26 protein-coding genes and 1 riboswitch are annotated in these 25768 nt (G+C 41.5%); of the genes, 12 read left to right on the forward strand and 14 right to left on the reverse strand.

Translation table 11 applies throughout. The annotated features are described in order from the left end of the window. Nucleotides 1–107 precede the first annotated feature (107 nt). From UYK_RS0101595 to UYK_RS0101605, 3 genes are read right to left on the reverse strand one after another with little or no spacing between them, the layout of a single operon-like run. The gene (locus UYK_RS0101595; protein ID WP_009455342.1) at nt 108–2852 is read right to left on the reverse strand and encodes a hypothetical protein; all 2745 of its coding nucleotides are present in this window, start codon (nt 2850–2852) and stop codon (nt 108–110) included. Continuing rightward, nucleotides 2806–3177, reverse strand: a complete 372-nt coding sequence (locus UYK_RS0101600; protein WP_009455343.1) for a hypothetical protein — start codon at nt 3175–3177, stop codon at nt 2806–2808. Before UYK_RS0101600 ends, UYK_RS0101595 begins: the two co-directional genes overlap by 47 nt. Nucleotides 3178–3215: 38 nt before the next feature. Next, nucleotides 3216–3839, reverse strand: a complete 624-nt coding sequence (locus UYK_RS0101605) for a hypothetical protein (protein WP_009455344.1) — start codon at nt 3837–3839, stop codon at nt 3216–3218. A gap of 604 nt (nt 3840–4443) precedes the next feature. Between UYK_RS0101605 and UYK_RS0101610 the strand changes: the two genes are divergently transcribed. Then, nucleotides 4444–4701: a hypothetical protein gene (locus UYK_RS0101610; RefSeq protein WP_009455345.1), complete on the forward strand. Its 258-nt coding sequence runs from the start codon at nt 4444–4446 to the stop codon at nt 4699–4701. A 264-nt stretch (nt 4702–4965) separates the two neighbouring features. Here UYK_RS0101610 and UYK_RS0101615 read toward each other — a convergent pair whose 3' ends face one another. Continuing rightward, nucleotides 4966–5649: an MBL fold metallo-hydrolase gene (locus tag UYK_RS0101615; protein ID WP_009455346.1), complete on the reverse strand. Its 684-nt coding sequence runs from the start codon at nt 5647–5649 to the stop codon at nt 4966–4968. Nucleotides 5650–5803: 154 nt separating this feature from the next. Between UYK_RS0101615 and UYK_RS0101620 the strand changes: the two genes are divergently transcribed. Together UYK_RS0101620 and UYK_RS0101625 are read left to right on the forward strand one after the other, a co-directional pair. Next, nucleotides 5804–7294 carry a site-2 protease family protein gene (locus tag UYK_RS0101620; protein WP_009455347.1) on the forward strand — a complete coding sequence of 497 codons (1491 nt, stop codon included), beginning with the start codon at nt 5804–5806 and terminating at the stop codon, nt 7292–7294. Between the two features lie 26 nt (nt 7295–7320). Next, nucleotides 7321–7809: an HIT family protein gene (locus UYK_RS0101625; RefSeq protein WP_009455348.1), complete on the forward strand. Its 489-nt coding sequence runs from the start codon at nt 7321–7323 to the stop codon at nt 7807–7809. 47 nt (nt 7810–7856) lie between these two features. On the opposite strand, the gene UYK_RS0101630 is transcribed toward UYK_RS0101625, so the two are convergent. The 3 genes from UYK_RS0101630 to UYK_RS0101645 form a co-directional block, all read right to left on the reverse strand. Further along, nucleotides 7857–8420 (reverse strand): phycobiliprotein lyase, encoded by a 564-nt coding sequence (locus UYK_RS0101630; RefSeq protein ID WP_009455349.1) that lies wholly within the window; start codon nt 8418–8420, stop codon nt 7857–7859. 134 nt (nt 8421–8554) lie between these two features. Next, on the reverse strand, nt 8555–9235 hold the full coding sequence (locus tag UYK_RS0101640; protein WP_009455350.1) for a HEAT repeat domain-containing protein: 681 nt from the start codon (nt 9233–9235) through the stop codon (nt 8555–8557). Nucleotides 9236–9398: 163 nt separating this feature from the next. Next, nucleotides 9399–10871 carry an MFS transporter gene (locus UYK_RS0101645; RefSeq protein ID WP_009455351.1) on the reverse strand — a complete coding sequence of 491 codons (1473 nt, stop codon included), beginning with the start codon at nt 10869–10871 and terminating at the stop codon, nt 9399–9401. Nucleotides 10872–10946: 75 nt separating this feature from the next. On the opposite strand from UYK_RS0101645, the gene UYK_RS0101650 reads away from it, so the two are divergent. Then, the gene (locus tag UYK_RS0101650) at nt 10947–11459 is read left to right on the forward strand and encodes a phosphoribosyltransferase (RefSeq protein ID WP_009455352.1); all 513 of its coding nucleotides are present in this window, start codon (nt 10947–10949) and stop codon (nt 11457–11459) included. A gap of 209 nt (nt 11460–11668) precedes the next feature. On the opposite strand, the gene UYK_RS0101655 is transcribed toward UYK_RS0101650, so the two are convergent. Then, nucleotides 11669–12595, reverse strand: a complete 927-nt coding sequence (locus UYK_RS0101655; RefSeq protein WP_009455353.1) for an AEC family transporter — start codon at nt 12593–12595, stop codon at nt 11669–11671. Nucleotides 12596–12696: 101 nt separating this feature from the next. Between UYK_RS0101655 and UYK_RS0101660 the strand changes: the two genes are divergently transcribed. Next, nucleotides 12697–13494 (forward strand): M15 family metallopeptidase, encoded by a 798-nt coding sequence (locus tag UYK_RS0101660; RefSeq protein WP_009455354.1) that lies wholly within the window; start codon nt 12697–12699, stop codon nt 13492–13494. 51 nt (nt 13495–13545) lie between these two features. On the opposite strand, the gene UYK_RS0101665 is transcribed toward UYK_RS0101660, so the two are convergent. After that, entirely contained in the window at nt 13546–14034 is a 489-nt protein-coding gene (locus UYK_RS0101665; RefSeq protein WP_009455355.1) for a GNAT family N-acetyltransferase, read from the reverse strand. A gap of 375 nt (nt 14035–14409) precedes the next feature. Between UYK_RS0101665 and UYK_RS0101670 the strand changes: the two genes are divergently transcribed. From UYK_RS0101670 to UYK_RS0101680, 3 genes are all read left to right on the forward strand, one after another. Next, nucleotides 14410–15381: a CobW family GTP-binding protein gene (locus UYK_RS0101670; protein WP_009455356.1), complete on the forward strand. Its 972-nt coding sequence runs from the start codon at nt 14410–14412 to the stop codon at nt 15379–15381. Nucleotides 15382–15472: 91 nt separating this feature from the next. Continuing rightward, nucleotides 15473–16546: a WD40 repeat domain-containing protein gene (locus tag UYK_RS0101675; protein ID WP_016870792.1), complete on the forward strand. Its 1074-nt coding sequence runs from the start codon at nt 15473–15475 to the stop codon at nt 16544–16546. 87 nt (nt 16547–16633) lie between these two features. Beyond that, on the forward strand, nt 16634–16909 hold the full coding sequence (locus UYK_RS0101680) for a hypothetical protein (RefSeq protein ID WP_009455358.1): 276 nt from the start codon (nt 16634–16636) through the stop codon (nt 16907–16909). A gap of 104 nt (nt 16910–17013) precedes the next feature. Here the strand turns inward: UYK_RS0101680 and UYK_RS0101685 are convergent, their stop codons facing one another. Further along, complete coding sequence (locus tag UYK_RS0101685; protein WP_016870793.1) at nt 17014–18822, reverse strand: N-acetylmuramoyl-L-alanine amidase; 1809 nt, start codon at nt 18820–18822, stop codon at nt 17014–17016. Between the two features lie 148 nt (nt 18823–18970). On the opposite strand from UYK_RS0101685, the gene UYK_RS0101690 reads away from it, so the two are divergent. Together UYK_RS0101690 and UYK_RS0101695 are read left to right on the forward strand one after the other, a co-directional pair. Then, nucleotides 18971–20608: a CTP synthase gene (locus UYK_RS0101690; protein WP_009455360.1), complete on the forward strand. Its 1638-nt coding sequence runs from the start codon at nt 18971–18973 to the stop codon at nt 20606–20608. A 132-nt stretch (nt 20609–20740) separates the two neighbouring features. Beyond that, complete coding sequence (locus UYK_RS0101695; protein WP_009455361.1) at nt 20741–21166, forward strand: hypothetical protein; 426 nt, start codon at nt 20741–20743, stop codon at nt 21164–21166. A 121-nt stretch (nt 21167–21287) separates the two neighbouring features. Here UYK_RS0101695 and UYK_RS0101700 read toward each other — a convergent pair whose 3' ends face one another. The 4 genes from UYK_RS0101700 to prfB all read right to left on the reverse strand — a co-directional run bounded on the left by UYK_RS0101700 (nt 21288) and on the right by prfB (nt 23888). Beyond that, nucleotides 21288–21743 carry a diacylglycerol kinase gene (locus tag UYK_RS0101700; protein WP_009455362.1) on the reverse strand — a complete coding sequence of 152 codons (456 nt, stop codon included), beginning with the start codon at nt 21741–21743 and terminating at the stop codon, nt 21288–21290. 146 nt (nt 21744–21889) lie between these two features. After that, entirely contained in the window at nt 21890–22417 is a 528-nt protein-coding gene (gene ybeY / locus UYK_RS0101705; protein ID WP_009455363.1) for an rRNA maturation RNase YbeY, read from the reverse strand. A gap of 40 nt (nt 22418–22457) precedes the next feature. Further along, nucleotides 22458–22613, reverse strand: a complete 156-nt coding sequence (locus UYK_RS24745) for a DUF3285 domain-containing protein (protein WP_016870795.1) — start codon at nt 22611–22613, stop codon at nt 22458–22460. Nucleotides 22614–22768: 155 nt separating this feature from the next. Then, a protein-coding gene (prfB, locus tag UYK_RS23965; protein WP_009455365.1) for a peptide chain release factor 2 occupies nt 22769–23888 on the reverse strand; the annotation gives its coding sequence in 2 pieces (ribosomal slippage) (nt 22769–23815 and nt 23817–23888; 1119 coding nt in all). Between the two features lie 256 nt (nt 23889–24144). On the opposite strand from prfB, the gene UYK_RS0101720 reads away from it, so the two are divergent. Continuing rightward, nucleotides 24145–24951, forward strand: coding sequence for a type 1 glutamine amidotransferase (locus tag UYK_RS0101720; protein WP_009455366.1), 807 nt, complete (start codon nt 24145–24147; stop codon nt 24949–24951). A 184-nt stretch (nt 24952–25135) separates the two neighbouring features. Then, a riboswitch (cobalamin riboswitch) is annotated at nt 25136–25274 on the forward strand. 21 nt (nt 25275–25295) lie between these two features. Then, entirely contained in the window at nt 25296–25721 is a 426-nt protein-coding gene (locus tag UYK_RS0101725; RefSeq protein ID WP_016870796.1) for a DUF1636 domain-containing protein, read from the forward strand. Nucleotides 25722–25768 lie beyond the last annotated feature (47 nt).

Consider the following 25768-nt stretch of genomic DNA (forward strand, 5'->3'; position numbering starts at 1 on the left):
TAATACGAACACAGATGCACACCGATGAACACAGATGGATTTTTTGTTTGCATTTAAGTTTGTAGTAAGGGGTTTAGCTTTGACTACAAATAAGCAATTTAAGCAATTTAACCGCGTAGTAATGCTACTAATTGACGTGCAAAGACAGAAACTGCTTCGTATTTATCTTTGTGAGTCTGCATAACTTTTTGACGTGCAGCTTGTTCTTGGGGATTGTTAGCTACTACTGCTAATTGTTCGTAACCTGGGTAGTAGCGACAGAAGGTATAAATCCCGTTATCATCTAATAACCATTGGCTATAAATTCCTTCTTTACGAGGGAAAAAGCTTTCAGTTGCGTTGCGCGCAATGATTTCGCGGGGATATTTGAGAATGTTGGTGAAACTATCAACGGCTACTGGCTGAATTCGACCTATTAAGCGTGTAGTGAGGTTTTGTAAAATTTTGGATGATGCTTTAGATTTGGCAATTGTATCAGGGTCTTGGGCTGAGAGGATGACTCTAATACCGGCTTTCGCACCGTTAGCACAAATTCTTCCTACTAAATCAGAAATTTGGTCGAATTCAAAGAGAATTGGTGCTTCATCAATGAAGAATATAGAAGCAGGACTACTTAAGGCGCGGCGTAATGCTGCGGAATAAGCACTCAAAGATAGCACTGCTGCGTCTTCGTTATCTGCAAGGTTCCGCAAAGCGAAAACCAAAAGTTGTGCATCTGTGGGAAAACTAGAAGGTGCGGAAATTGCTTTACCTACACGACTGGAAAGCCAAAATCGCAGGCGCAGCTGAATTTGATTTAAGGCGTCTTCAACTCTACCTGCGATCGATTCGAGTTGCAAATGTTCTGGCGAACAAAAATAGAGAAAATCTCTTAATGTTGGGGTTTTCTGCCAAGCTATACTACCAAAGCCACCTGCGATCGCTTCTTGATATCGTGTTTTAATACTTTCATCGGTAAAGAAGGCTCCTAATGCTAAGTTTAAGAGCGATCGCACTGTTTGCGATAATAGCTGATTCTCGCTAGATGACCCCAAAACCATTGTCATCAAAGCAGATTCGAGGAAAGCGATATAATCCAACATGCGATCGCGTTGTTCTTCTGGATTCAACAAGCGCAGATCTGGTTGTTCAAATAAGTTATTTGATTGTTTGGAGATATCAAAATACGCTCCATTCCCCTCCATAAAATATGTGTAGTCGGTGAAAGTAGACGTACCATCGGGTTTGGGAAAATCTAGTGCTACTACAGGAATGTTATGAGCTAAAGCTTGTGTTAAAATCCCTGAAACCAATACTGATTTACCTGCACGGGTGGTAGCAAATAGTGCTAAGTTTTTATGTTGGTTGAATAAATCTAAATGAACTGGTGTACCGCCTTCTTCAGCAATTAATTCAAAACCTTCGCGATCGCCTGCTTTAGTTAACACCAAAGGCATTAATCCTGGGACTTCACTTGTTAAATATAACTGACGTCGATTAAAAGGTCTAGCGAGTAGAGTCTCCCAAACAATTGGTAAAGTTTGCAACCAAATTTTCCAAGCATATTCTGTTTCTCTAATTACCCTAGCTGGACGTTGAAAACAGTTTTCAATATATCTTGTAGCTTCATCCAATCTCTCGATGCTCGGACGATGCACTAAAATAGCTATACCTGCGTAAATCGGTAGTGCTCCCTCGTATAATTGTTCTTGTGCTGCTACAGATTTTCTTAACTTTAATTGAGCATTGACATCGATAGTTCTACTTTTTTCCTGTGCTAATAAAGCCGTAATATTTGACTGCTTTAATACCCGTTGCAGTGTAGTTTTGACTATTGCTGGATTCGCTGCACTCAACTGACAAAAAATTTCTGTGTCTATGACATTTTCTCTGGCTAACAGTTCCCAAAGATAACGTAATTGAGCGGTTTTACTCGGCCAACCACCAGGTTTTTCGAGAAAAGTCATGACGCCGACATAGTTACTGTTAACATGAACCCAGCGGCGATCGGCACAAGGTACATCAGACTCAATTAGCAAAGTTGTACTATGGATATTCTCAATCAGTAATCTGGTACTAGCTAAGTCTGAATTAGCTTGTTCACGTAAACCATTTTCATCTAAAGTCAACAATTGAGGAATATCTATTGGTTGGGTATCATTGAACCTTCTCCAAACTTCTCCCCATAATTCTTGTGTATTCAGAGGTTTAATATCTAACCCCATTTTGTTAGATAAAAGTTGTTCCCAACGACAAAAACCATTTTTATAGGCATTAGTAATAATCGTTTCAATACGTTGGTTTTCGACTTCTGCTAAATCACCTTTAAATTTCAACCACCAAGTTTCACCTTTAGCTAATAATTTTTCTATCCAATCATCTGTATTTGCCGCATCTGGTTCAATTGTGTAAGTTACATAAATTCGCAAAAATTTTGGCTTCCGGATACCAGAACGAGTTAATTCTTGAACTCTTGCTCTTTCTGAAAGCAATAAATATTTAATATCTGGCGATGGAGATTTTTTAACAAGAGATGCTAGCTCTTTTTGTCGCTGTTTATCTGAACTAAAAGACCCTAAATGTAAAGTTATTCTTTCACCTTCAGGGATATCTTTTAAGCCAGCTTCAATGTTATTCAAAATGGTATTAATTTGTTCTGGTCTTAAGGTCGTATGAATTCCTTGACAGTCAAAACCAAAAACGAAACAAAACCTATCTTTTTGGTTTCCTTTCGTCAAAGTGTAAGCACCGATATCGCGTCCATCAAGCGATATGCGTAGCATTGTTGCTAGATGTAAAGCGTCTTCAAAGGGTGTGAATCGTGTTTCACTTCCGGCGACGCCGACGCTTTGTTTTCCGATTTTTTGCTTCATGGTTATTTTCCAGCAAGCTTTGATAACGAGCAAAGCCTCTAGTCCAAGTGGGAACCCCAATAAATTTACTTAAAAAGCGCCAACTCCTACCACCAGTTAAGATCCACCAAGTCGCCATTCCCCAAGCAGTAATTAGCAATGTCCACAACCATTTTTGAAACTCATCACTAAAGATACCGCCAAAAATTCCATTGACGATAAAGTAGGAAGTTAAGGCTATTACTGTCCAAGGAAAGACTTGATCAGCAGGAATTGGACCTAGTGAAGGTTGAGTTCCTAAAATTTGATTTACTGGTCGAAATTCTTTATCTGATTCTTGAGACATGGCGAACTTCTGATCTGTTTTTCATCTTTACTGATGAATCAATTAGTTGTATTGGTGTCACCAATAACGAAGCCAGTGAGTACATCAGCAATAGTTACCGCAACTACAACTAATAAGGGAATTCTAGCAACACTTTGCCAGTCTTCATCTTTCCGAACTGCATTAATTACACCAATCAGGGAAACAGCTATATATAGTAAGTAAAGCGCACGTAATACATTAAATACTAGACTAACTGCTGCTTGAGTATTGCTACCTGTTGCCGCACCTTGTGTTAGGGTATTTTTGAAAAAATCTTCAGCTTTTCTGAAAAACTGTGCTTGTGCTGGGTCTGCAAAATAATCTAACCAAAATGCACTGAAAATAATAGCTACTCCTAACATTTGTAACAAGATAATATATCGTTTTGGTAGATTGACTTGTTGCCCAATTTTATGCAAGACAACTGCGCTTAAACTACTAAAAACTAAACAAAAAAGTAGGATGGGACTTTTCAGACTTATTACACTTAAAAATACAGCACAAGCAATTAAAAAAGGGACAGACTCTAACAGTCTCATCCAGCATATTTTCAAAATAGTAATCAATTTATAGATTATATTTATTACCCTTTGGTCAAAAGCTCTCAAAAATTTTCTCTGATGATAAATTTGCCTAGACATCTGTAGATTTCCTTTTTGTGCATTACAACAACTCGTGGGCTTCGGGATCACAATTTAACATGAATAAACATTTAACTTAAACAAAATTATTAAAATAATGTAAATTATTATACACGTAATTTCAATGTAAATAAACACAATTTTTGCTAATTGATTTTTGCAAACAGACTCAGGACTATTACAGTTCTACAGAATATTTTTTATATGGTTCGTGATCATCACAAAGCCTAGACCCCCGACTTCTTTGAGAATTCGGGGATCTTGTCTCTCAGGAATAATTTGGCAATACTATAGCTGGAACTTAGCATTTGGGAATAAATTTGATGGAATAGTTGTTCTTTTTCCCTTTTGCTGTATGTCATGCTTGACTATCCAAAACTAGGGTATCAGCTAAGTATTTTATCGTTTGCAGAGAATTCGGTTGCATTCTGAAATTAAATAGCGTGTGGTCTTCATTCATATTGTCGCTTATTAATTTTTTTTAAACTACGTAAATTCTCGCAGCGTAAAAATAGTAGGTTATTTAACTATTGCTTCACTTGAATTTAACCAGGGATTGATAGATTTCACCTCAAAGGAGTGAAATCACAAGGATTCAGAGCAAGTGTCTTTCTCACGACGTAGGTTTCTATCTCTGGCTGGTGTAACCGCTGCTGGTGTGACTCCCCTAGAAGCTTTCTATGCCAGAGTTTCCCATGGTCAAGCCAGAAATGGTATCGGTCATGGTGCTATAAAACCCAAGCTACCTGTGAACTACAGAGAGTTAACCAGTACCGTCATCAGTGATCTCAGTCGAATTCCGCAAACTGTTCTCTGTTCCCTTTTGAACATTTGGGCGATCGCATACTTGGCTACTTGTTAAAAATATCAAAACTCGCCTCAGTCGATGTTTATTTTTAGCCCTCAGTACGATCATTAACCAGCTCTGGCAAAATTTACTACTGAGCAAGGCGATGCAGTGCAATCAAAAGATGTAACTGATACCAGTATGAGCATCTGAGTGCGTAACAATAAGGAAGAGTCGGAATAATTATTGTCACTTCTGACGAATAAGGCTCTACCTTGCTCAAAAGCCTCTACCTCGTTACTGAGAGAACTGATCGGTTCTCTCAGTTTTTCTATCCCCCTAAAATATGGCTTGCGTCTGCAATAGTGCTAAATCCAGACTGCCTAAGCGTTCATATGCATTATCTATTACACGCTTACCCCGGAGAAAACCCGTATTTGCTCCGGGGCAAATGTATTGAAGTGTTTCTGGAGTAAAGCGTTCTAAAAGCATTTTGATGCTCTTTATTTGCCTATGCCAGTGAAAAGTCTTAGCTGTTCGCAATGGAACTGGATCACCTTGCTGGTTGGGTAGTAAGTGGCGTCCAGAAAACAGTACACCCCCAGACTTACTATAATAAAGGCAAGATGAGCCGGGAGAATGCCCACACGTCCAAATCACTTTTGTGATGGAATCAAGGACAAATTCCTGACTAAAAGTAGTTACAGTAAGCTCAGGCAAGAGATATGCTTCTTGTTCTTGAATTAAAACTTTACAATCGAAGGCTTGCTGATATTCTACTGTCTTACCAATAGCCCCTCTGTGGGTGAGAAATAACCAACTTATACCACCATGCGATCGCATAAAATCTTGGTAAGTTTGATCAAAGGCAGGACAGTCTATCAGGATATTGCCTTCATTTTTGACAATAAAATAAGCTGTTCCCCCTAGTGTGTCCCGATTTGGCGGAAATGCAAAAATAGTATCTAGGACTTCCTGTGGTGGCTTGGCTGTATGATTTGATTCTTGAGACAAGGGACACATGAGAAAAACAATTTACTTGAGGAGTCTTGACAAACCCGGTTTAAGTATAAAACTTCTCTGAATCAAAAAGTGGGATAGTGTCTATCTTGTGGCAATAATAGTGGAGCGGTTGACCACAAGTTTGGACTGACATTTAAAAATAAACAAAAATCACATGACAGTTTGGTTTCTGATTCTACTGGGACTAATTACTTATCTAATGGTGCAACGTAGTGTTGCTCGCCTCACCCAGACACCTGTCTGGTTATTGTGGTTGGTATTGATGACTCCAGCACTGTTGTGGACAGGATGGACAGTAATCCATGGAGCAAAACAACCACTACCGCGATCGCTAATGATTTGGCCATTAGTTATTTGTCCTATTTTATACTGGGTGCTATTTCAACGGGGACGCCAACCGCAACAAGACAAACCAACTGAAGTTCAAGCGCCACAAACAGAACCCACAACACTCCCCAGTCCAGAACCAACTCCCGTGCGTCCTATTCAGCCGAACGAAGAACAAAAACTGCGAGATTGTTTTCCTTGGTCTGTATATTACATCCAGAATATAGAATATAGACCTCAGGCTGTAATTTGCCGAGGGCAATTAAGAAGCAAACCAAACGAAGCGTACCAAAAGATTAAAGAAAATATAGAAACAAAATTTGCAGGTAGATTTTTAGTGTTCTTTCAAGAAGATGTAAATGGCAAACCCTTCTTTGTACTTGTTCCTAATACTCTAGCTACCCAAGGTAATACACCGAGAAAAAAAGAACAATTAAAACAATTTGGTTGGGCATTGTTGCTATTGTTAGCCACTTTGGTAACAACTACCAAGGTTGGAGTAGAAATTGCTGGTATTGAATTGACAATCCGCCAATTTCAATCTAACCCAAGCCTGATTTTGCAAGGATTACCCTACGCCCTAGCTTTGATGTTTATTTTAGGTGTCCACGAACTTGGTCACTATTTAATGGCGACGAGACGCTATAAAATTCGCTCAACCCCGCCTTACTTTATTCCCATGCCATTTTTCTTGGGAACTTTTGGTGCATTTATTAAGATGCGTAGTCCTGTACCGAACCGTAAAGCTTTATTTGATGTGAGTATTGCCGGGCCTTTAGCAGGTTTTGTGGTAACATTGCCTTTATTGATTTGGGGCTTAGCTCACTCTGAGGTTGTGAGTTTACCAGAAGAAAAAACAGGACTATTAAATCCTGATGCACTCAATCCCAAATATTCTATTTTGCTAGCCCTGCTCTCCAAGCTGGCTTTGGGTAGTCAATTAACACCACAATCAGCTATTGATTTACATCCAGTAGCTGTCGCTGCTTGCTTGGGACTAATCGTAACTGCATTGAATTTGATGCCGGTGGGACAGTTAGATGGGGGTCATATTGTCCATGCAATGTTTGGGCAAAGAAACGCTATCTTAATTGGTCAAGTTGCGCGTCTACTGTTGCTGTTGTTGTCTTTAGTTCAACCAGGATTTTTCTTGTGGGCGCTGATATTGTTGTTCATACCCTTAATGGATGAACCTGCTTTAAATGATGTCACGGAACTGGACAACCAACGTGATGTTTGGGGATTGTTTGCAATGGCTTTGTTGGTGATGATCATCCTACCATTACCACAGGCGATCGCTAGTTTGTTGCAGATCTAAATTTGCAGATCAATCAGACCCAAATTATGAGTAAATGGGTAAATCCTGAAGAATGGCAGCGATTGAGAATTAGTGAGTTCTGTCCAGTATGCCAAAATGGTAAGCCTCTTGGCATTGTTGCTGAATTAGAAGCATCATACCTAACCAGTGTTGAAGATGCTCCCATGAAAGGTTACTGCTGTCTAGTTCTCAAACGACATGCAATTGAAATACATGATTTGACTACTGAAGAAGCTGCTGCATTGATGCGAGATATGCAAACAACCTCCAAAGCTGTAGCTGAAATTACGCAGCCGATCAAGATGAACTATGAGATTCACGGCAATTCTATACCACACCTGCACGTACACTTCTTTCCCCGCTATGTCGGAGATCCGTTTGAAAATGCTCCTGTGAATCCCCGTATTATTTCTAAACCTGTTTATATGGCAGGTGAATTTGCAGAATTTGTCAAGCAGTTACAAAAAGCGATCACCTCAATTACGACTTCAATGAAAACTCACAAAGACGCTTGAATAAAGCTTGTATTTTTATGCGTCTTTGTGGTCCAATATTGTTTTAACTAACTTGATGCTGAATTCGCCGCCTCAGAAGCTTTAGCTGGTGCAGCACCACCCATGCGAATTTCAGAAGTGAACGAAGCCATACTAAAGCCACCAAAGCGCTTCAGGACGCCGACTCGCATCCGTAAATTGGGGCTAGCAAACCAGAGGCGCTCTTCAGACCACATTGTTTCGTATTCTGTAATTAAGGTCAATGCGTCATCATCACCAATCTTATAGCTGCCAGCAACAGGCATTTTCTCAGCGTAGCCCATTTCCCGCAATAATTTGCCTTCGTTGGGGTTATCTTCATTCGGTACTGGAACTAATACCGTAGAACCTTTGTGATCTTGTTCATCCCATTCCATCGTGCCATTCCAAGTCACTCTCGCACCACAGGAAGCACGTTTAGGGTCAATTTCATACTGTTCACACAGCTTGATCACCTCTGGATGATCTGCTGCCAGCATTTCTATAAAGATATCTGATTTACCAGACTCGGATTGCTTGAAAGCTAAGTGATGACTAGTACGATGGGAAAACCATTTACCAGCACTTAACTCAAAAAATTCTTCAATACTCATGAATCAAATTACCTTGTGTCAAATTCTTGATGATCCCACTTATTACAAGGTAGCAGGAAGAGGAGATGGGGAGGTGGGCAATGAAGAAGAATGAAAAAAAGAAATGCTTTGTGTGTCTCCCTTTCTATGTGTCCTCAGACTTGATAGCCTGTTTCCTCTAATCTCTTAAGAGAAATTCTGGCAGCTTCGGCCACGTTTTCGTGACTGTCTTTTTCTAGGTACTTCAAAGCGGAGACACTTTTAGGAGTGGGAAGCTGGCCAAGAGTTTCGGCTAAACGCTGTCGCACTAACCAATCATCTGATTGAGCAAAACGTAAAACGCGATCTACTGCATCGATATCTTTAATTTCTCCGAGTGCTGCGATCGCTGCTTGTTGTAGTACCACTTCTTCACTGTCGAGGGCTTTGTACAGGATTTCACGGGCACGAGTGTCTTTTAAATTACCTAATGAGACAGCCGCGCTAAAGCGGACTAACCAATCAGTATCTTCATAAAATGCTCTTGACAGAGGTTCAAAGGCTCTGCCATCACCCAAGTATCCTAGCGCACCAGCAGCATCAGCACGGATGCCATAGTCTGGATCAGTTTCTAGAATTTTGACCAAAATAGAGTAGCACTCCGAAGTTTGTTTAATCCCCAAGGCAAATATTGCCATTGATCGCAATTGTAGGGACTCATCATCCAACACTTTTTTAATTAAAGGTACAGCCTCTTCTGCTGGTATGTCTCTCAACGAGGCAAGAGCAACCATGCGATCGCGTAGATTCGGACTGTCTAACTGAGCGGAAATTTTCTCTAAGCTTGGAACTGCCATTTGGTTTAATTGGCTTTTTCTACTTAATATATATATTAAGTATTATTGCGTCTTTTCATATACATTCACCCTCTTTAGATTGATTGTTAGTGGTTAGTCAATTGTCATTTGTCATTAGTTACTCTCCCCACACTCCCCACACTCCTCACACTCCTCACACCCCTCACACCCCATCTCCCCTATTCCCGATCCCCCGTCTCTCCCTTCTTTCTTGGAGTTTGAGTAAAATTTCAGCGTGCATTTCGCGGGTAATTGGGTAAAAATACGCCAAAACTAAACCACAAATTAAAGCTGCTGCTGGTAAGGGGCCAATCGAAACACGAATCACTTCTAAAACAGAGTCTGGTTGAGTTGGTACAGGTATTTCTGGTGTGGGTTTAATATATCCAGCTGCACCCAGTCTTTGCAAAACTAAATTCACAGCCAAACCCAAACAAATTTTTTGCAAAAATACCATGAAACTATAGAAAATACCTTCCCGACGCTGTCCTGTTTTTAATTCATCTAGTTCAATCACGTCTGGTAGCATTGACCAAGGAATTAAATAAGCTGTTGATACCCCAAAACCAGCTAAAACTGCTAAACAGTACATCAACACAACCTGATCTGGCTTGACGAAAAACAGTCCAGCTTGAGCGATAATCCACAAAGTCATACCCATGTAGTACACAGCTTGTTTGCCAACACGCTTACTAATGGCACTCCAGACAAACAACATACTCATTGCGGTTCCTTGTACAGCTAATAGTACTGAACTAATGTGCCATTGGGGAAGACGCATCCAACTAATGACAAAATAAGGAATAATACCAGCCGTGAGTTGGACTGCTAACCAGGAACAAAGATATATCCCGACTACAAATAAAAAAGGGCGATTACTAAAAGCAATTTTAAGTTGTTGCCCAATGGGAATGGAGACAGTTTGTTCTGTTTCTGGGTGCAAATTTGCTACAGCTTGAGCGCGTTTTTTCGTTCCCCAAACACACCAATATATTGGTAGAACAGAAATAATCGCACAAATCGCTCCTATTAATAAAAACTGTAAGCTGCGGTTATTAGGAACTACTAAAGAAATAACTAATCCAATAATTAAAGCAAGAATGCTCCCACCAATCGAAAAAGCAAAACGAAAACTATTGAGGCTGGTACGTTCGTCATAGTCTTGGGTTAGTTCAGCAGTGAGAGCCGTGTATGGTAAATTAACAACTGTATAGAAAGCATTAAACAAAATCGAAATCGCAGTGTAATACCAAAATAAACCCCACTGATTCACATTTTCATTATTACTAAAGTGAGGTACAATCCACTGCAAAAAAAAGAAAACGCCGAAGGGAATTGCCCCCCAAATCATCCAAGGATAGCGTCTCCCCTGACTGCTTTGAGTGCGATCGCTCAATACCCCCACCATTGGATCGTTGACTGCATCCCAAACTTTACCGACGAGTTGAGTTTGTCCAGCTAATTGGGGATTCAAACCAGCGACATCTGTCAGGAAAGGTGACAAATAAGAGATCCCTATCATGGCAGTAATTGCCGTACCCAAATCTCCAGCACCAAAAGCTAGCTTAGTACTCAAGTCTAGTTTTTCATTCTCAGGACTGTGCTGGAAATTATCATCAGGGGGAGAATCGCTCATATTACACTTCGCTCATACTAAGATAAAAAGTTTGATTTGCCATTTCATTAATAGCTACAAATAACTTTCCCTACTATGCCAGACCTTTACATTTCTTGGTCAGATTATCACCGCAAAATTGAACAATTGGCTGCTCAAATCTATCAATCAGGTTGGGAGTTCAATCAAATTATTTGCCTTGCTAGAGGCGGACTACGGGTGGGTGATATTCTCTCCCGTATTTATAACCAGCCCTTGGCAATTTTAGCAACATCATCTTACAGTGGCCCAGGCAAGCAAGAAAGGGGATATTTAACCTTTTCTCGCCATTTGACAATGACTACAGAAAAGTTGGGTTCGCGCATTCTCTTAGTTGATGACTTAGTGGATTCTGGGGTGACTCTCAAAGAGACTATACCTTGGCTGAAGACGCATTCTGATACTCCAATAGAGGAAATTCGCACTGCGGTAATTTGGTATAAAGCTTGTTCAGTAATAAAACCTGATTATTACGTTGATTATTTATCTGATAATCCTTGGATTCATCAACCATTTGAACACTATGAATTTATGAATCCGGCGGAATTATTGGAAGTGGTTAGTAGTTAGTGGTTGGTGGTTAGTGGTTAGTGATAATCAGAGGTGCGGATAGGAAATATTTCAACATCCTCTCGCCACCAAGCTGTACACTTTCACCTAACGCGATCGCTCCTCATGCTGCTCGAATAAATGCTCTCCACTAAGTACATTTAATCAATGTCAATCATAGAATATAGCCACAGAAAATTAGTTTCTATTGTTAATTTTGGCTAGTGTCGCTACCCTACAGAAAATAGCCACAACCACAGAGGTAGAGTAAATAATAATACTATTGAACCTACGGCTAAGGCAGTAACTGCTAGATCGCGATCAAGATTGAAGGTTTCAGCAAGCACTAATGTGGCAAAGGCTGGAGGCATAGCCATTTGTAGGACTATAACCAAGGCTGCTTGGCCTGTTAAACCAAAAAATGGTAAAGTAAAGCCCAGAATCAGCGGAACTAATAACATTTTTATTCCCAAGCTGATTCCTGCTTGTGGTAAGCTATGCCAGGAATTGAGCTTGCTCAATCGCATTCCGATTAATAACAGCGACAATGCCACAGTAGTCCAAGCGAATTTATCTAGGTAAAATTCAACTGGGGTAGGAATTGCTACTTGCCGTAATATTAAACCGAAACCAAAACTCCACAAAGCAGGATTAATAATTATTGCCTTAGTAATATGTTTAATATCATGGACACTGCTACTAAAACGTGCTGCTAAGGCTACGCCTAAGCCATAAGCGCCTAGTGTAGTACCAAGCAAATCGTAAAACAGCGCCAAAGCAAAATATTGAGTGCCAACTATGGCTAAGGTAACAGGATAACCCAAATAACCAGTGTTACCTACCATTGCTGCTAGGAGAAAACTACCCTGAGTTGGTTGCTGAAGATTGTTTTTTGTAAAAAGGGCTTGCCATTTTATCCCCATCCAGCCTAGTAATGCCCCAAGGAAAATGGCTAAGTAGGCGATCGCAGGTGCAATCCAAATCTGCCCTGACAAGTCTGTTTGATATAAAAAAGCTACAATGCTCAATGGTACTCCTACCCAAAAGAGGAAATGACCTAAGCGGGTGGGAACAGTAGCAGGTAGTTTGCGTCCCAAGAAAAACCCTAGCAAAACTAAACCCACCAATTTGACATATAGTTCTAAGAGGTTTGTCAAAACGAAACTCGAAACTAAATATCTAAAATGATACCTATTGCCTTTATTCCTCTCCAGTCTACAATCTGTTATGAATACTCAACAAAAGCAGGAGTTAACCCTTGAAGAACGCTGAGTTTTCTGGAAAACCGCGAAACTCATCGCCTGTGTCTGGTGAAGATATTCCAGCAGCTTTACGCGATTTTCCTGATGTTGCACCCAAGAGGCGTCTATCTCTCTTGGTTTTGGGAATTGGGGGAGTGCTTGTTTGTGGGCTGCTGGCTGTGATTAGTGGTTTTTTGTTCGCCTGGACTGCACCGAAAAAAAATTTAGTTTCTCAGCCTTCTCCAACTAATGCAACTCCTGCGAATTCACAAAACAACAATACCGATCAAGTTCTGGGACATCTGGCATACACAGAAGCGCCAGAATCAGAACTAGCACCAATTTCGGCAGATGGACGGCAAAGACTGCGAAAAGTAGCTGCCCAAAAATATCAGGAGATGGTGGCAGCAGCGCGGAGCGCTGGTGTTATTTTGACACCTATTTCTGGCTTTCGTTCAGTTAAAGAGCAAGAACAATTATTCTTTGGTGTAGGCGCTCAACGCAATCAAACCCCAGCCCAGAGAGCAGCTTTGAGCGCTCCTCCTGGTCATAGCGAACATCATACAGGTTACGCCGTGGATATTGGGGATGGAACAGCACCAGCGACTAACTTGAATGAGAATTTTGAAAATACCAAAGCTTTTCAATGGCTACAAACAAATGCTGCTCGTTTTGGCTTTGAGATGTCCTTTCCCAAAGATAATTCCCAAGGCGTGAGTTATGAACCTTGGCATTGGCGTTTTGTAGGCGATCGCGACAGCTTGGAAACTTTCTATAGAGCCAAAAATGTTAAGCCGACTCAAGTGCCGCAATGAGAGAATGGGGGGAAGTTGGGAGGTGGGGTAGTGTTATTCAACTAATAACTGTTAAATATGTCGTCCCATAATTACTAAATCCCGTTCCACACCATCCAATTCTGCAACTTTGGGTAGGTATCCCCAATTTTGAAAGCCAAATTTGTTAAACAATTGTAAGCTTGGATGGTTATGAGCAAAAATAAAACCTAATAAATTCTTAATGCCCAAGTTGGGACTTTGGTTAATCGCTTGAGATAGTAACTGCTTTCCTAAACCGTGGCGATGATACTTAGGAGCTATGTAAATACTAACCTCAGCAGTAGCATGATATGCTGGTCGTCCGTAAAAAGATTGTAAACTCAACCATCCAGCCACTACGCCCTCGACTTCAATTACCCAAAGTGGATTTTTTGAGGGCGATCGCGCACTAAACCAAGTACGACGGCTTTCCAAAGATACTGGTTCTAAATCAGCAGTTGCCATGCGTCCAGGAACTGCGGCATTATAAATTGCTACAACTTTTGGCAAGTCAGCTTCAGTCGCATGGCGGATAATCATTTGCTGTTTCAAGAAAAGTTTAGAAAATATCTAAAAATCATACAGTGTATTGATCACAGACAGGTAAGGCAAAAGTCAGCAAATTTTGTTTTCCTTTTCTGTAATTACCGATTACCCATTCCCGCAATGGGGCGACTTTCCTCTCCACAACCAAGTTGTATGGGGAATTTTTAAGGTTGTGGTTGTTCAGCTCCCCGACTTTTTCAAAAAGTCGGGGAACTATGACCTCTGATAATTTCTTTGGTGGACTAGTAGTACAAGGAGCGATCGCGGATTGTGGCTAAAGCTGTTAGATTCCTTTTCAAGGAGCTGGTCAAAGCTCTGAAAATTAACTAGAGTGAATACGATTATCATTTAAAAAAAGGTATCTGGGATATGGTCAGCAGTGTGACAACAGACGTAGTTCCAGTAACAGTTATTACAGGTTATTTAGGAGCAGGAAAAACAACTCTGCTCAATCGTATTCTCACCCATGAACATGGCAAGAAAGTGGCTGTGATTGTTAATGAATTTGGGGAAGTCGGCATTGATAATCAATTAGTTATCGATACAGATGAAGAAATCTTTGAGATGAACAACGGCTGTATTTGCTGTACGGTACGGGGCGATTTGATTCGCATCATCAGTAATTTAATGAAACGCCGTCATAAATTTGACCATTTAGTCATTGAAACCACTGGGTTAGCTGATCCCGCACCAGTCATTCAGACATTTTTTGTCGATGAAGATATGCGCCAACAATTAGAACTGGATGCAGTGGTAACGGTGGTAGATGCTAAGCACATTTGGCAGCATTGGGAAGCTGACGAAGCACAAGAACAGATTGCCTTTGCGGACGTTATCTTGTTGAATAAAACCGATTTAGTGACGTCAGATGTGCTAGATGAATTAGAAAGGCGAATTCGCGGGATGAATGCAATGGCAAAAATTTACCGTACCCGCAATTCCGAAGTAGGAATGGATGCACTTTTAGGTGTGAAAGCCTTTGATTTGAATCGGGCTTTGGAAATTGACCCAGAATTTTTGGGAGAAGATGCCCACGAACACGATGAAACCGTTTATTCTGTGGCTTTAGTTGCCGAAGGCGCACTTGATGGAGAGAAACTCAACAACTGGCTAGGCAAGTTACTGCAAACCCAAGGGCCCGATATCTTTCGTATGAAGGGTATTTTAAATATCGCCGGAGAGGACGATCGCTTTGTCTTTCAAGGTGTGCATATGATCTTTGAAGGCAAACCCGACCGCCGCTGGAAAGAAGGCGAAACCCGTAAAAATGAACTGGTCTTTATCGGTCGTAACCTAGATGAAGCCAAATTAAAACAAAATTTTCTCGCCTGCTTAGTTTAAAGGGGATCGGGAATTGGGCATAGGGCATAAATATTTATTCTCCCCATCCCCCCATCCCCCCATCCCCCTATCACCCCATCCCCCCATCATTATGAAACCCTCAACTCTCAATTCCAAAAAATTTGACCAGTACTTTTCTGGAACCATTTCAGATTACGTGAGAGCGATCGCTTGGTCGCCACAAGGTAAAATGCTTGCTGCTGCTTCTGCTGCTGGGGAAGTAGCACTATGGCAAAATGACAATTTAACAACCTTGCAAACTAGCAATGATCAATCTGTTGATTGCCTGGCTTTTTCCCATGATGGGCAATTCTTAGCCGTGGGTGGTCAAGATGGTCTAGTCAAGATTTGGCAAGGAACAGAATTAATTGCTACTTTAGAAAATGCTCCGGCTTGGGTTGATCAACTAACTTGGAGTCCCAACTCTCACCAGCTAGCTTTTAGCTTGGGGCGGCGCGTGCAAGTCTGGAATGCTGATACTCGTGAGATTGTTGTGATTCTCAATTTTGAGTCTTCATCAGCATTGGATATTGATTGGCGTAGTGATGGCAAATACCTTGCCATTGGTGGTCATCAGGGTATTAAGGTGTGGAATTGCCAAGACTGGAATCAAGAACCATATATTTTGGATATACCTTCTGTCAGTATTGCTATGGCATGGTCGCCTGATGGCAAGTATCTGGCTTCCGGCAATATGGATCGCACCATCACTGTAGTTGAAAGTCAGTTACTAGTCTCTGGTAATGACCCCCAGCCTTGGGTGATGCGTGGCTTTCCGGGTAAGATTCGCGAAATCGCCTGGTCAGATATTGGCAATCAAAATGGTGTACCGATTTTGGCTTGCTGTAGCGTTGACGGTATCGTTGTTTGGGAAAAGTCGCAGGATGAGTCTTTAGGTTGGGAAGCAACTGTATTAACCAATCATGTAGATGTAATTAATGCGATCGCCTTTGCACCTCATAGTTTGCTACTGGCTTCCGCAGGTGCTGATGGCTGGGTTTGTCTATGGAAAGATGCCAAGCAAATATCGCAAATTCTCACAGGCGCATCAGATGGCTTTTCGTGCCTAGCTTGGCATCCCCAAGGTAAGCTACTAGCTGCTGGTGGTAAAGAGGGTGAATTATTTATTTGGGCACAAACATCACATGGTCAAGGTTTTGGATAAGGCTAACAGCTAAAAGGAACAATTATTACTCATGACGAGTCGGCAAGGATTGGCTATGCTATAGTCCTATAGGGTTTGTTGTCAATTATGAACATAATCAAACTAATTTTACTTGCTTGTCCTGTAGTCCTTGCTTCTATGCTGTTGGTAGCAAATCCGGCGGCTGCATCTTATCTCAAGTCTATAGCTGCTGTCACACAACAGGTAACTTTCGTATCTGCACAACCTGTTCACCCATGGATTGCACCAAACTTATCTAGTGACTCTCAAGCGATTATTGATCAACTTGGTTGTAGTTGTGCTACTTGTGTGCAAGCCAAACTTCAGATGGAAGGCAAACTATCACTTTCTGATTTGCTTTGACCGAAAATATATCTTGGTTGAAACGAGAACATTGTCGATTAACTCTTCAAAATCAGTGATTGCAACACTCTTGAGATCCCCGACTTTTCCAAAAAGTCAGGGATTTAGTTCACACTCTTAAACCACTCGACAATTCCATCAGCTACAGCCTTTGCTAATTTCTTTTGTTCTTTCTCATCCATCACCCACTCAAATTCATCGGGGTTACTCATAAAACCTAACTCTAATAATATTGATGGTGCACTCGCTGGACGCGTCAGCGCTAAGTTATCCCAAAACACACCGTAGGAAGGCCGTTTTCTGGTTTTAACTAGATAATTCTGCATGAATATTGCTAAGTCGTGCGCTTGGGGATGATACCAAAAAGTTGCTACCCCTTTGGTGTTTTCGGCGTCGCCATCGTCGGGGAGGGAGTTGTAGTGGATAGAAATAGAAATTGCTGGTTCTTCCCTATCTATGATTGCTTGACGATCAGGAAGCGAAACTTCTTTGTCATCTTCCCGCGTCATCACCACTATCGCGCCTCGCTTCACCAATTCATCCCGGACTAATTTTGATACTGTTAAATTCACATCTTTTTCTAAGTAGCCATTTGGTCCTCTTGCACCAGGTTCTTTGCCACCGTGTCCTGGATCTAGTAATATCTTGATGCCTGATAAAGGCTTTTGTTTGCTGTTACGAATGGGAGAGTGACGTAAACTCAATATCAAGCTTGTACCTTCGTATCTCAGCTTGTATCCCCACTGTTGACTTTTTTTGAGATTGAAGGTGTATTGTAACTGTTCTGGCTTCACTTGCTGCCAATCTAAGCGAGAAATTAAAGGATTATCGTCCAAGCGAATAATATCAGTTTGAGCGGTGGTATTGTGGAGAGTGAGAGTAAAAGTTTTATCTCCTTGTTGTACGCTGACAGGGACGGGAACTTGCAGAGGAAAAACCATCTCTGTCATGTTAGGTTGTGGACGATAACCAACACTACGAATGATTGAGTGGGGAGGAACAGCCCCTGGTATAATAGTGGTTTCCTTACTATTGATCCAACCGCCGTAGTCCAAGCGCAACCATTCTCCTTCCCTAGCTGTGACTGCTGCACGTGTACTTTTAGGTAGGGGCGTCAGTCGAGAATAATCTGTACTCGGACCAGTACGAGCAACACCAGCATCGGCTGTGACTTCCACAACTGGCAATTTTGCGGGTGATAGGATAGTGATTTTTCCTGTTCCTTCCTGATTTATCGTTTTGCCATTTAGCGTCAGTTGAAACTGAGGTTTACCTAAATCTACTTCGTTGGTGTTGTCTGCAACGGGTAAATCATTTTCCTGTACTGTAGTACATCCCTCGTATTTGCTAGCACTATGATGGTTAACAAAAGGTTGATTTCGTCCTGTCAGTGCTGCCAAATTGCTTGGTAGTTGTGCTTGTTGGGGTTGGGGCGAGAGGGAAATTGTTTGATTACCCAATTTTACAGAGACACTGGCGTTGGGAGTGGCGATCGCACTAAAACAAATCAATTCCCCTGGAAGTCTAGCAATGTCCACTGCTGGAGTCAAAGAATCTTTGGCAAAGGCTAAACCCTGTGGTATTTCCGGTTGGGTAGCAAGCCTTGTTACCTGAATCTGAATTGCTTGTTTTTGGTAGCTGATTTTAAAAGTATTTTCTCCCACCTGTAAAGGTAAACTAGGGGCAAAATGGCCAGACTGACTGCGCCTGATTGCTTTACCATTGATTAAAACCTGTCCGGAAGCGGGGGCTGTACCAAGGAAGAAAATGCGATCAGCACTAGTTTGGTGATTTGGGGGAGGATAAACTACCCGCAAATAGGGATACGGCTGTTGTGCTGAAACAAATACGGAGGAGGCGACTATAAAGCCTAATATTAAAAATCCTAAAAGTGATTTCACGCCAAAATACATTAAGATTCACAACAATAAGAAAGGCAAAAGGCAGAAGTATGAAGTGTAAAGTGTGAAGTGTAAAGTATAAAATCTAAATTCTTATTTTCATCCTTCATCCTTTATCCTTCAGCCTTCATCCTTGAGAAGTTACTAGAAATTAAAAGTTATGACTAAGTTTGTGTTTGTTACCGGTGGTGTAGTTTCCAGTATTGGCAAAGGCATTGTAGCAGCAAGCCTGGGACGTTTGCTCAAATCTCGGAATTATTCGGTATCGATTCTGAAGCTCGATCCATACATTAATGTTGATCCAGGCACGATGAGTCCTTTTCAGCATGGAGAAGTGTTTGTTACCCAGGATGGCGCGGAAACAGACTTGGACTTAGGGCATTACGAACGCTTTACTGATACCTCCATGTCGCGTCTCAACAGTGTAACTACTGGCTCTATCTACCAAGCAGTAATTAATCGGGAGCGTCGCGGAGATTACAATGGCGGCACTGTACAGGTGATTCCTCATATTACAAATGAAATCAAAGAAAGAATTGACAGAGTTGCAAAAGACACAAATCCTGATGTAGTAATTACAGAAATTGGCGGGACGGTAGGGGATATAGAATCACTACCGTTTTTAGAAGCAATTCGTCAGTTCCGCAAAGATGTAGGACGGCAAAACGTGTTATATATGCACGTCACCTTAGTTCCCTGGATTGCTTCGGCGGGAGAAATGAAAACTAAACCAACACAGCACTCTGTTAAAGAACTGCGTTCGATTGGTATCCAACCAGATATTTTAATTTGTCGATGTGATCGCCCCTTACCAACCGGATTAAAACACAAATTATCCGAGTTTTGCGATGTCCCCGTAGCCTGTGTAATTCCCGCGATCGATGCTAAGAGCATTTATGAAGTACCGTTAATTTTAGAACGGGAAGGACTAGCACAGCAAACACTGGAGTTGCTAAATATGGAGCAACATCAACCAGATTTAACTCAGTGGCAAACTTTAGTAGAAAGACTTTATAGTCCCAAACATCCCATCGAAATTGCCATTGTTGGTAAGTACGTACAATTGAGCGATGCTTATCTTTCTGTAGTTGAAGCATTGCGTCATGCAGCGATCGCCATGAGTGGCGATTTGCGTCTGCGGTGGGTAAATTCAGAAAAACTAGAAGTTGATGGAGCCGAGAATCACTTGGCTGGTGTGGATGGTGTAATTGTACCTGGAGGTTTTGGTGTGCGTGGAGTTGATGGTAAAATTGAAGCCATCAAATATGCTCGCATTCATCAAATTCCCTTCTTGGGTTTATGCTTAGGAATGCAATGTTCTGTGATTGAATGGGCCAGAAATATTGCAGCATTTACCGATGCTCATAGTTCTGAATTTGAACCCCATACAGAAAATCCAGTTATTAACCTGTTGCCAGAACAGCAAGATGTGGTAGATTTGGGCGGGACAATGCGCTTGGGTTTGTATCCTTGCCGTGTTTTGCCCAATACCTTAGCATTTAGTCTGTATCAAGACGAAGTAATTTACGAAAGACATCGCCATCGTTACGAATTCAATAACGCTTACCGCAACCTGTTTTTAGAATCTGGTTATGTGATTAGTGGCACTTCTCCCGATGGACGTTTAGTAGAAATGATAGAATTGCCTAAGCATCCTTTCTTTCTGGCTTGCCAATTTCATCCGGAGTTTCAATCTCGTCCTAGTGCGCCCCATCCTCTATTTAAAGGCTTTATCGAAGCTGCGATCGCTCATTATCAATCCTACGAAGGCAGACACACACCTGTTTCAGTTTCCTAGATTTCTTGACAATCAGTCGCCATTTTCCAGAGAATTCACGCAAAACTTTCTGGCAGATAAAGATTTATACTCTGCTAAGAGGGTGCTGTACAACAATATGCTCCTGATATATTCCCCGTGTAAGGAGACTTTGTGGCGTACTGGGTAAAAATTAGTTACGAGAGGAAAGAATATGTGGTCAATTTTGAACGCGTAAGTGCCTTTTGTTATGAGCAAAACGGTAGGGTAACATTTTGGCTACCTGATTGTGCTATCCCAATAGTAATCAATCCTCAAAGTAACCAGCAAGATTACCAAAAAATTCTAGAGTATATCCAATACATCACCGAAGCGCAATTAGAAAATAGCTACTGGGTGAAAATCTACTACGAGAGAAACGAGTATGTAATTAACCTCAACTGTATCAGTTCTTTTTGTTATGAACCGCCGAATGGCAGAATCACATTTTGGCTGCCAGACGGCATTATCCCTATTATTATTAATCCAGTTAGTAACCCAGAGTCTTACGAGAAAGTTGTAAACCATATTCAAAAGACAACTGGGCATTTTTTGTCTTAAATGAAAGCAGTCCCAATGAAACTTTCTAGTAAGATTTGACGAGGTGTACCAGACGTGCCATGGCACGTCTGGTACATTACTGTATTGTGTTATGGGGTGTTTCCTTCTGTAGGAGAAATCTCTAAAAAGCTGACAAAATTAAGGTTAACAAAGGAGGAAATAAAAGCGCGATCGCAACCAAAACTGCTACACAAGCCGAAATCAACACAGCACCAGCAGCGCAATCTTTGGCAATTTTTGCTAGTTCATGGTAGGCCTGCTTGACTGTTAAATCAACTACTGACTCAATTGCTGTATTTAATAACTCTAATGCTAAAACTAAGCCACTAGTTATACTGATTACTGCTATTTCCACTGCTTTTAATCGTAAAAAAATGCTTAATCCCAGCGCTACTACACAAATAACAACGTGTATACGAAAATTGCGTTGAGTTTGAAAAGCGTAACTTATCCCACACCAAGCATACTTAAAACTCACGAATAGATTAGCAGCAACTTGCCAGGAGAATTCTCGCTTTTTGCTGACAACTGTTTCTAAGTGGTTTGAAGTTGGTGGTGGTGAAACTGGTTGGGACATAGTTGAAAAATTACAGCACCAGAGTGGTTGAACTGGGAATATGTGCCGATTTTAATAATTAAATCGACATTTCTGCCAATTTTCTACTGAATCATTATATAAAGAACAACTAGGAAGCCGCACTTTAAATATGAAGGCAAATCATGCTACTCTATGTCAATAGAAATACCTACTGACTTCAGTAATTTTACTTGCTGTTTTAGCATTCTTTCTAAACTTTCCTCGTCCGGATGATCCCAGCCCAGCAGATGTAACAATCCGTGACTTGCCAACCAAGCTAGTTCTGTTAACAAAGTATGCCCTTGCTTTTGAGCTTGTTGCTGTGCTGTATCAATAGAAATAACAATGTCACCAAGATATAAAGGCATAGAAGCTAGCGCTTCACTTGGTATAGGAGAGTCTACCTCTAATGCCGCAAAGGATAAAACATCTGTAGGCTTGTTTTGTTGACGATACTGAGCGTTTAATTCTTGAATTTCAGAATCGTTGGTCAAACGCAACCCAATTTCATAATTTGCTGTAGACGAAATACTTGGTTGTAATATTTCCAACCAACAATTGAACCAATTTTCCCATGTTTGAGATGTAATGGGGATGTGTATATCCTCAATTTTTATACTTTCAGATTGCGAATATTCATTGAGGTAATTCTGTACATATACTTCAACTTGCACTAGCCGAAAAATCTCCTGTAGTGAAACTGATAGTTTATGATCAGCGGGTCAGATAAGCAAGACCGATGAGGACAGCTAACAGCCCAACAGTGGTTAGTACAAAATGCTTCAAAGAAGTAAGTCGCTTTTGCACCATGTTTCGCATCGCGAGTTTGACATAGCTGGGTTGACGTTCATCAGCAGGAGAATTGCTCATAATGATTTGATGACAATTATCTTCTTTCAATGTAACAGTTTGTTTAGTTAATGGTTAGTGGTTGCTTGTTGGTTGTTGATGGTCAGTAAACTAACAAATATACGGACGCACACCTGTGCGCCCCTACTACTAACTACTAATTACTAACAACTAAATTAGACTGCCGCTTCCACCAACTGATTTTCTTGCCGCAAATAAGCTTGGATGAACATATCTAGTTCACCATTCATCACATCAGCGATCGCAGTTGTTTCGACATTGGTACGTAAATCCTTTACCATCTGGTAAGGATGGAATACGTAGTTACGGATCTGATTGCCCCAAGAAGCTTCCACCATATCACCGCGAATTTCGGCAATTTCTTTGGCGTGTTGTTCTTGAGCGATGACTAGCAATTTAGCTTTTAAACGCGCAAGGGCTTTTTCTTTGTTTTGCAATTGGCTGCGTTCTTCTGTACAACGCACAGCAATACCTGTGGGAATGTGAACAATACGCACAGCAGTTTCTACCTTGTTGACATTTTGCCCACCTTTACCACCAGACCGAGATGTGGTGATTTCTAAGTCTTTTTCGGGAATCTCCAATTGCACCGAGTTATCTAATTGGGGCATTACCTCTACCCCAGCGAAACTGGTTTGGCGCTTACCATTGGCATTAAAGGGCGAAATTCTGACCAAGCGATGAGTACCTGTCTCAGACCGCAAATATCCATAGGCATAACGACCTGTAATTTCTATAGTCGCTGATTTTATACCTGCTTCATCACCCTCGGACTCATCTGTTAAGTTTACTTTGTAGCCATGATTTTCTGCCCAACGGGTATACATGCGCAGTAGCATTTCTGCCCAGTCTTGAGCATCAGTACCACCAGCACCGGCGTTAATAGTCAGAACTGCGCCTTTATCGTCATAAGGCCCAGATAGTAGCTGTTGTAACTCCCACTGGTCGAGTTCTCGATTTAGCTTAGTGACAGTAGCTTCTGCTTCTTGCAGTAGTGCTTCATCGGTTTCTAACTCTAAAAGCTCTAATACTGCTTTCGTGTCTTCTAGGCTACTTTGCCACTGTTCGTATTGTTGGAGATGTGCTTTTAAATCATTCAGTTCTTGCAGCGTTCCTTGGGCTTTGACTTGATCTTCCCAGAATTCTGGTTGTGCTGCGATTTGTTCTAAGTCTTGAATTTTGGCTGTGAGTGCGGGTATGTCAAAGATAGTCCTGGGTTTTACCCAGGCGATCGCACAACGTTTCAATTTCGCGTTTTAGTTCTAGTACTTCCATAGTTTTTGCTAATGAGAGCGCGCTTTATATTTTAAGCGTAGATTTGCGGCATTTTGTCAATAGACATTGCTTTTTATTTTATTGGTATCTGTGATCTTATCTATAATATCCTCGTACAAAAGAATAGGGGATTAGGGGTAGGTGATCAGAGAGCGGGGGGCGGGAGAAGATAAAGGAGAAATTCTCCCTTATCCTCCTTGTCCCCTTTGTCCTCCAAGTCATCCCCTTGTCCTCCCCATCCCCAATCCCTAAAATTATGAAACAGTACGAACTGACCATTGGTTGGCTATATCCTACGCTCATGAGTACCTATGGCGATCGCGGTAATGTGATCGTCCTAGAACGCCGTTGTCAGTGGCGAGGATACAATGTCAAAGTGTTGCCCTTAGACCAAAATGCGACAGCAGAAGATATTAAATCTGTAGATTTAATTGTGGGTGGTGGCGCACAGGATCGTCAGCAAGAAATTGTCATGCGTGACTTGCAGGGTGCGAAAGCAGAAGCAATGCGCGAAAAAATTGAAAATGGTACTCCCGGCGTCTTTACCTGTGGTTCACCCCAACTGTTAGGACATTACTACGAACCAGGATTTGGACAACGCATTCAGGGCTTAGGCATTTTAGACATCGTATCAGTACATCCAGGCGAAAATGTCCGACGCTGTATCGGAAATTTAGTCGTGGAAGTGACTGCAACTCGTTTAGCGCGGGATCTTCAAGAAATGACGGGTAGCAAACCATACCTCATCGGATTTGAAAATCACGGCGGACGTACTAAGCTGGGCAAAGTAGAAGCACTAGGACGCGTAGTGTATGGCTTAGGCAACAATGGTGAAGATGGCACAGAAGGGGTATTTTATCAGAATGCGATCGCTACTTATTCTCATGGTCCCCTGTTACCAAAAAATCCCTTCGTCGCAGATTGGTTAATTCAAACCGCACTGAGACTGAAATACCAACAGCCTATCACTCTATCACCTATAGATGACACCTTGGCAATGCAAGGACGAGAAGCTATGTTTAAGCGGTTGCAAGTAGATTTACCAACACCAACAAAAGTATAAATACTAACTCTGCGTTCCTATGACTTGAAAGTAACCTCACCCCGCCTCTCCTTACTAAGGGGAGGGGAACTCATCGGTCCCCACTTCCTTTGGGGAGTGGGGATTAGGGGCGAGGTTTTTTTCTCAGAACTGCGTTTCAAAACAGCCCACAAGTTGCCAAACTAACTACTTTGTCGAAATCACGTTAAAATCAAAAACATTCGGTTCTAGTGGGGAGCAGCCACTAGAGGTAACGGGGAAAGTCCGGTGTAAGTCCGGCGCTGTCCCGCAACTGTGAACTTAACAAAGTAAGTCAGGATGCCCGCCGAAGTTGATTTTAGTTCTAAAATATCTGCGAGGTACAGATGACCACAACCACAAATACTTCTGCAATTTCTACACATAAAAATACTCAGCAACCGTCTCATACTTTATTTGTATGCAAGACTTGTGCTAGTGTCTGGCAAGATGGGAAGCGAGTCGGTGAAAGTGGTGGACAAAAGTTATTAAAGAAACTTCAGGAATTAGCTCAAGATTGGCATCTCAAAGATGGTTTTCCGATTCAAGAAGTAGAATGTATGAGTGCTTGCAGTCATTCTTGTGTTGTTGCTTTCGCTGGTTCTGGAAAACTAACTTATATGTTTGGAGATTTACCAGTAGACGATAGTGCGGCTGCGATTCTCGAATGTGCTAGCAAATACTATGATAAATCTGATGGTTTTTTACCTTGGTCAGAACGTCCCGAGCCTCTAAAAAAAGGGATTTTAGCCAGGATTCCCTCATTATCTTAAAGTAGAGACGTTGCACTGCAACGTCTGTACATAGCAACGTCTGTACA

This window comes from Fischerella thermalis PCC 7521, from assembly GCF_000317225.1.
GTDB classification, from domain to species: Bacteria; Cyanobacteriota; Cyanobacteriia; order Cyanobacteriales; family Nostocaceae; genus Fischerella; species Fischerella thermalis.

Coding starts and splice junctions, on each gene's coding strand:
- UYK_RS0101595 (WP_009455342.1), bottom strand. CDS start 2,852: ATGAAGCAAAAAATCGGAAAACAAAGCGTCGGCGTCGCCGGAAGTGAA.
- UYK_RS0101600 (WP_009455343.1), bottom strand. CDS start 3,177: ATGTCTCAAGAATCAGATAAAGAATTTCGACCAGTAAATCAAATTTTA.
- UYK_RS0101605 (WP_009455344.1), bottom strand. CDS start 3,839: ATGTCTAGGCAAATTTATCATCAGAGAAAATTTTTGAGAGCTTTTGAC.
- UYK_RS0101615 (WP_009455346.1), bottom strand. CDS start 5,649: ATGTGTCCCTTGTCTCAAGAATCAAATCATACAGCCAAGCCACCACAG.
- UYK_RS0101620 (WP_009455347.1), top strand. CDS start 5,804: ATGACAGTTTGGTTTCTGATTCTACTGGGACTAATTACTTATCTAATG.
- UYK_RS0101625 (WP_009455348.1), top strand. CDS start 7,321: ATGAGTAAATGGGTAAATCCTGAAGAATGGCAGCGATTGAGAATTAGT.
- UYK_RS0101630 (WP_009455349.1), bottom strand. CDS start 8,420: ATGAGTATTGAAGAATTTTTTGAGTTAAGTGCTGGTAAATGGTTTTCC.
- UYK_RS0101640 (WP_009455350.1), bottom strand. CDS start 9,235: ATGGCAGTTCCAAGCTTAGAGAAAATTTCCGCTCAGTTAGACAGTCCG.
- UYK_RS0101645 (WP_009455351.1), bottom strand. CDS start 10,871: ATGAGCGATTCTCCCCCTGATGATAATTTCCAGCACAGTCCTGAGAAT.
- UYK_RS0101650 (WP_009455352.1), top strand. CDS start 10,947: ATGCCAGACCTTTACATTTCTTGGTCAGATTATCACCGCAAAATTGAA.
- UYK_RS0101665 (WP_009455355.1), bottom strand. CDS start 14,034: ATGATTATCCGCCATGCGACTGAAGCTGACTTGCCAAAAGTTGTAGCA.
- UYK_RS0101670 (WP_009455356.1), top strand. CDS start 14,410: ATGGTCAGCAGTGTGACAACAGACGTAGTTCCAGTAACAGTTATTACA.
- UYK_RS0101675 (WP_016870792.1), top strand. CDS start 15,473: ATGAAACCCTCAACTCTCAATTCCAAAAAATTTGACCAGTACTTTTCT.
- UYK_RS0101680 (WP_009455358.1), top strand. CDS start 16,634: ATGAACATAATCAAACTAATTTTACTTGCTTGTCCTGTAGTCCTTGCT.
- UYK_RS0101685 (WP_016870793.1), bottom strand. CDS start 18,822: ATGTATTTTGGCGTGAAATCACTTTTAGGATTTTTAATATTAGGCTTT.
- UYK_RS0101690 (WP_009455360.1), top strand. CDS start 18,971: ATGACTAAGTTTGTGTTTGTTACCGGTGGTGTAGTTTCCAGTATTGGC.
- UYK_RS0101700 (WP_009455362.1), bottom strand. CDS start 21,743: ATGTCCCAACCAGTTTCACCACCACCAACTTCAAACCACTTAGAAACA.
- UYK_RS24745 (WP_016870795.1), bottom strand. CDS start 22,613: ATGAGCAATTCTCCTGCTGATGAACGTCAACCCAGCTATGTCAAACTC.
- UYK_RS0101720 (WP_009455366.1), top strand. CDS start 24,145: ATGAAACAGTACGAACTGACCATTGGTTGGCTATATCCTACGCTCATG.
- UYK_RS0101725 (WP_016870796.1), top strand. CDS start 25,296: ATGACCACAACCACAAATACTTCTGCAATTTCTACACATAAAAATACT.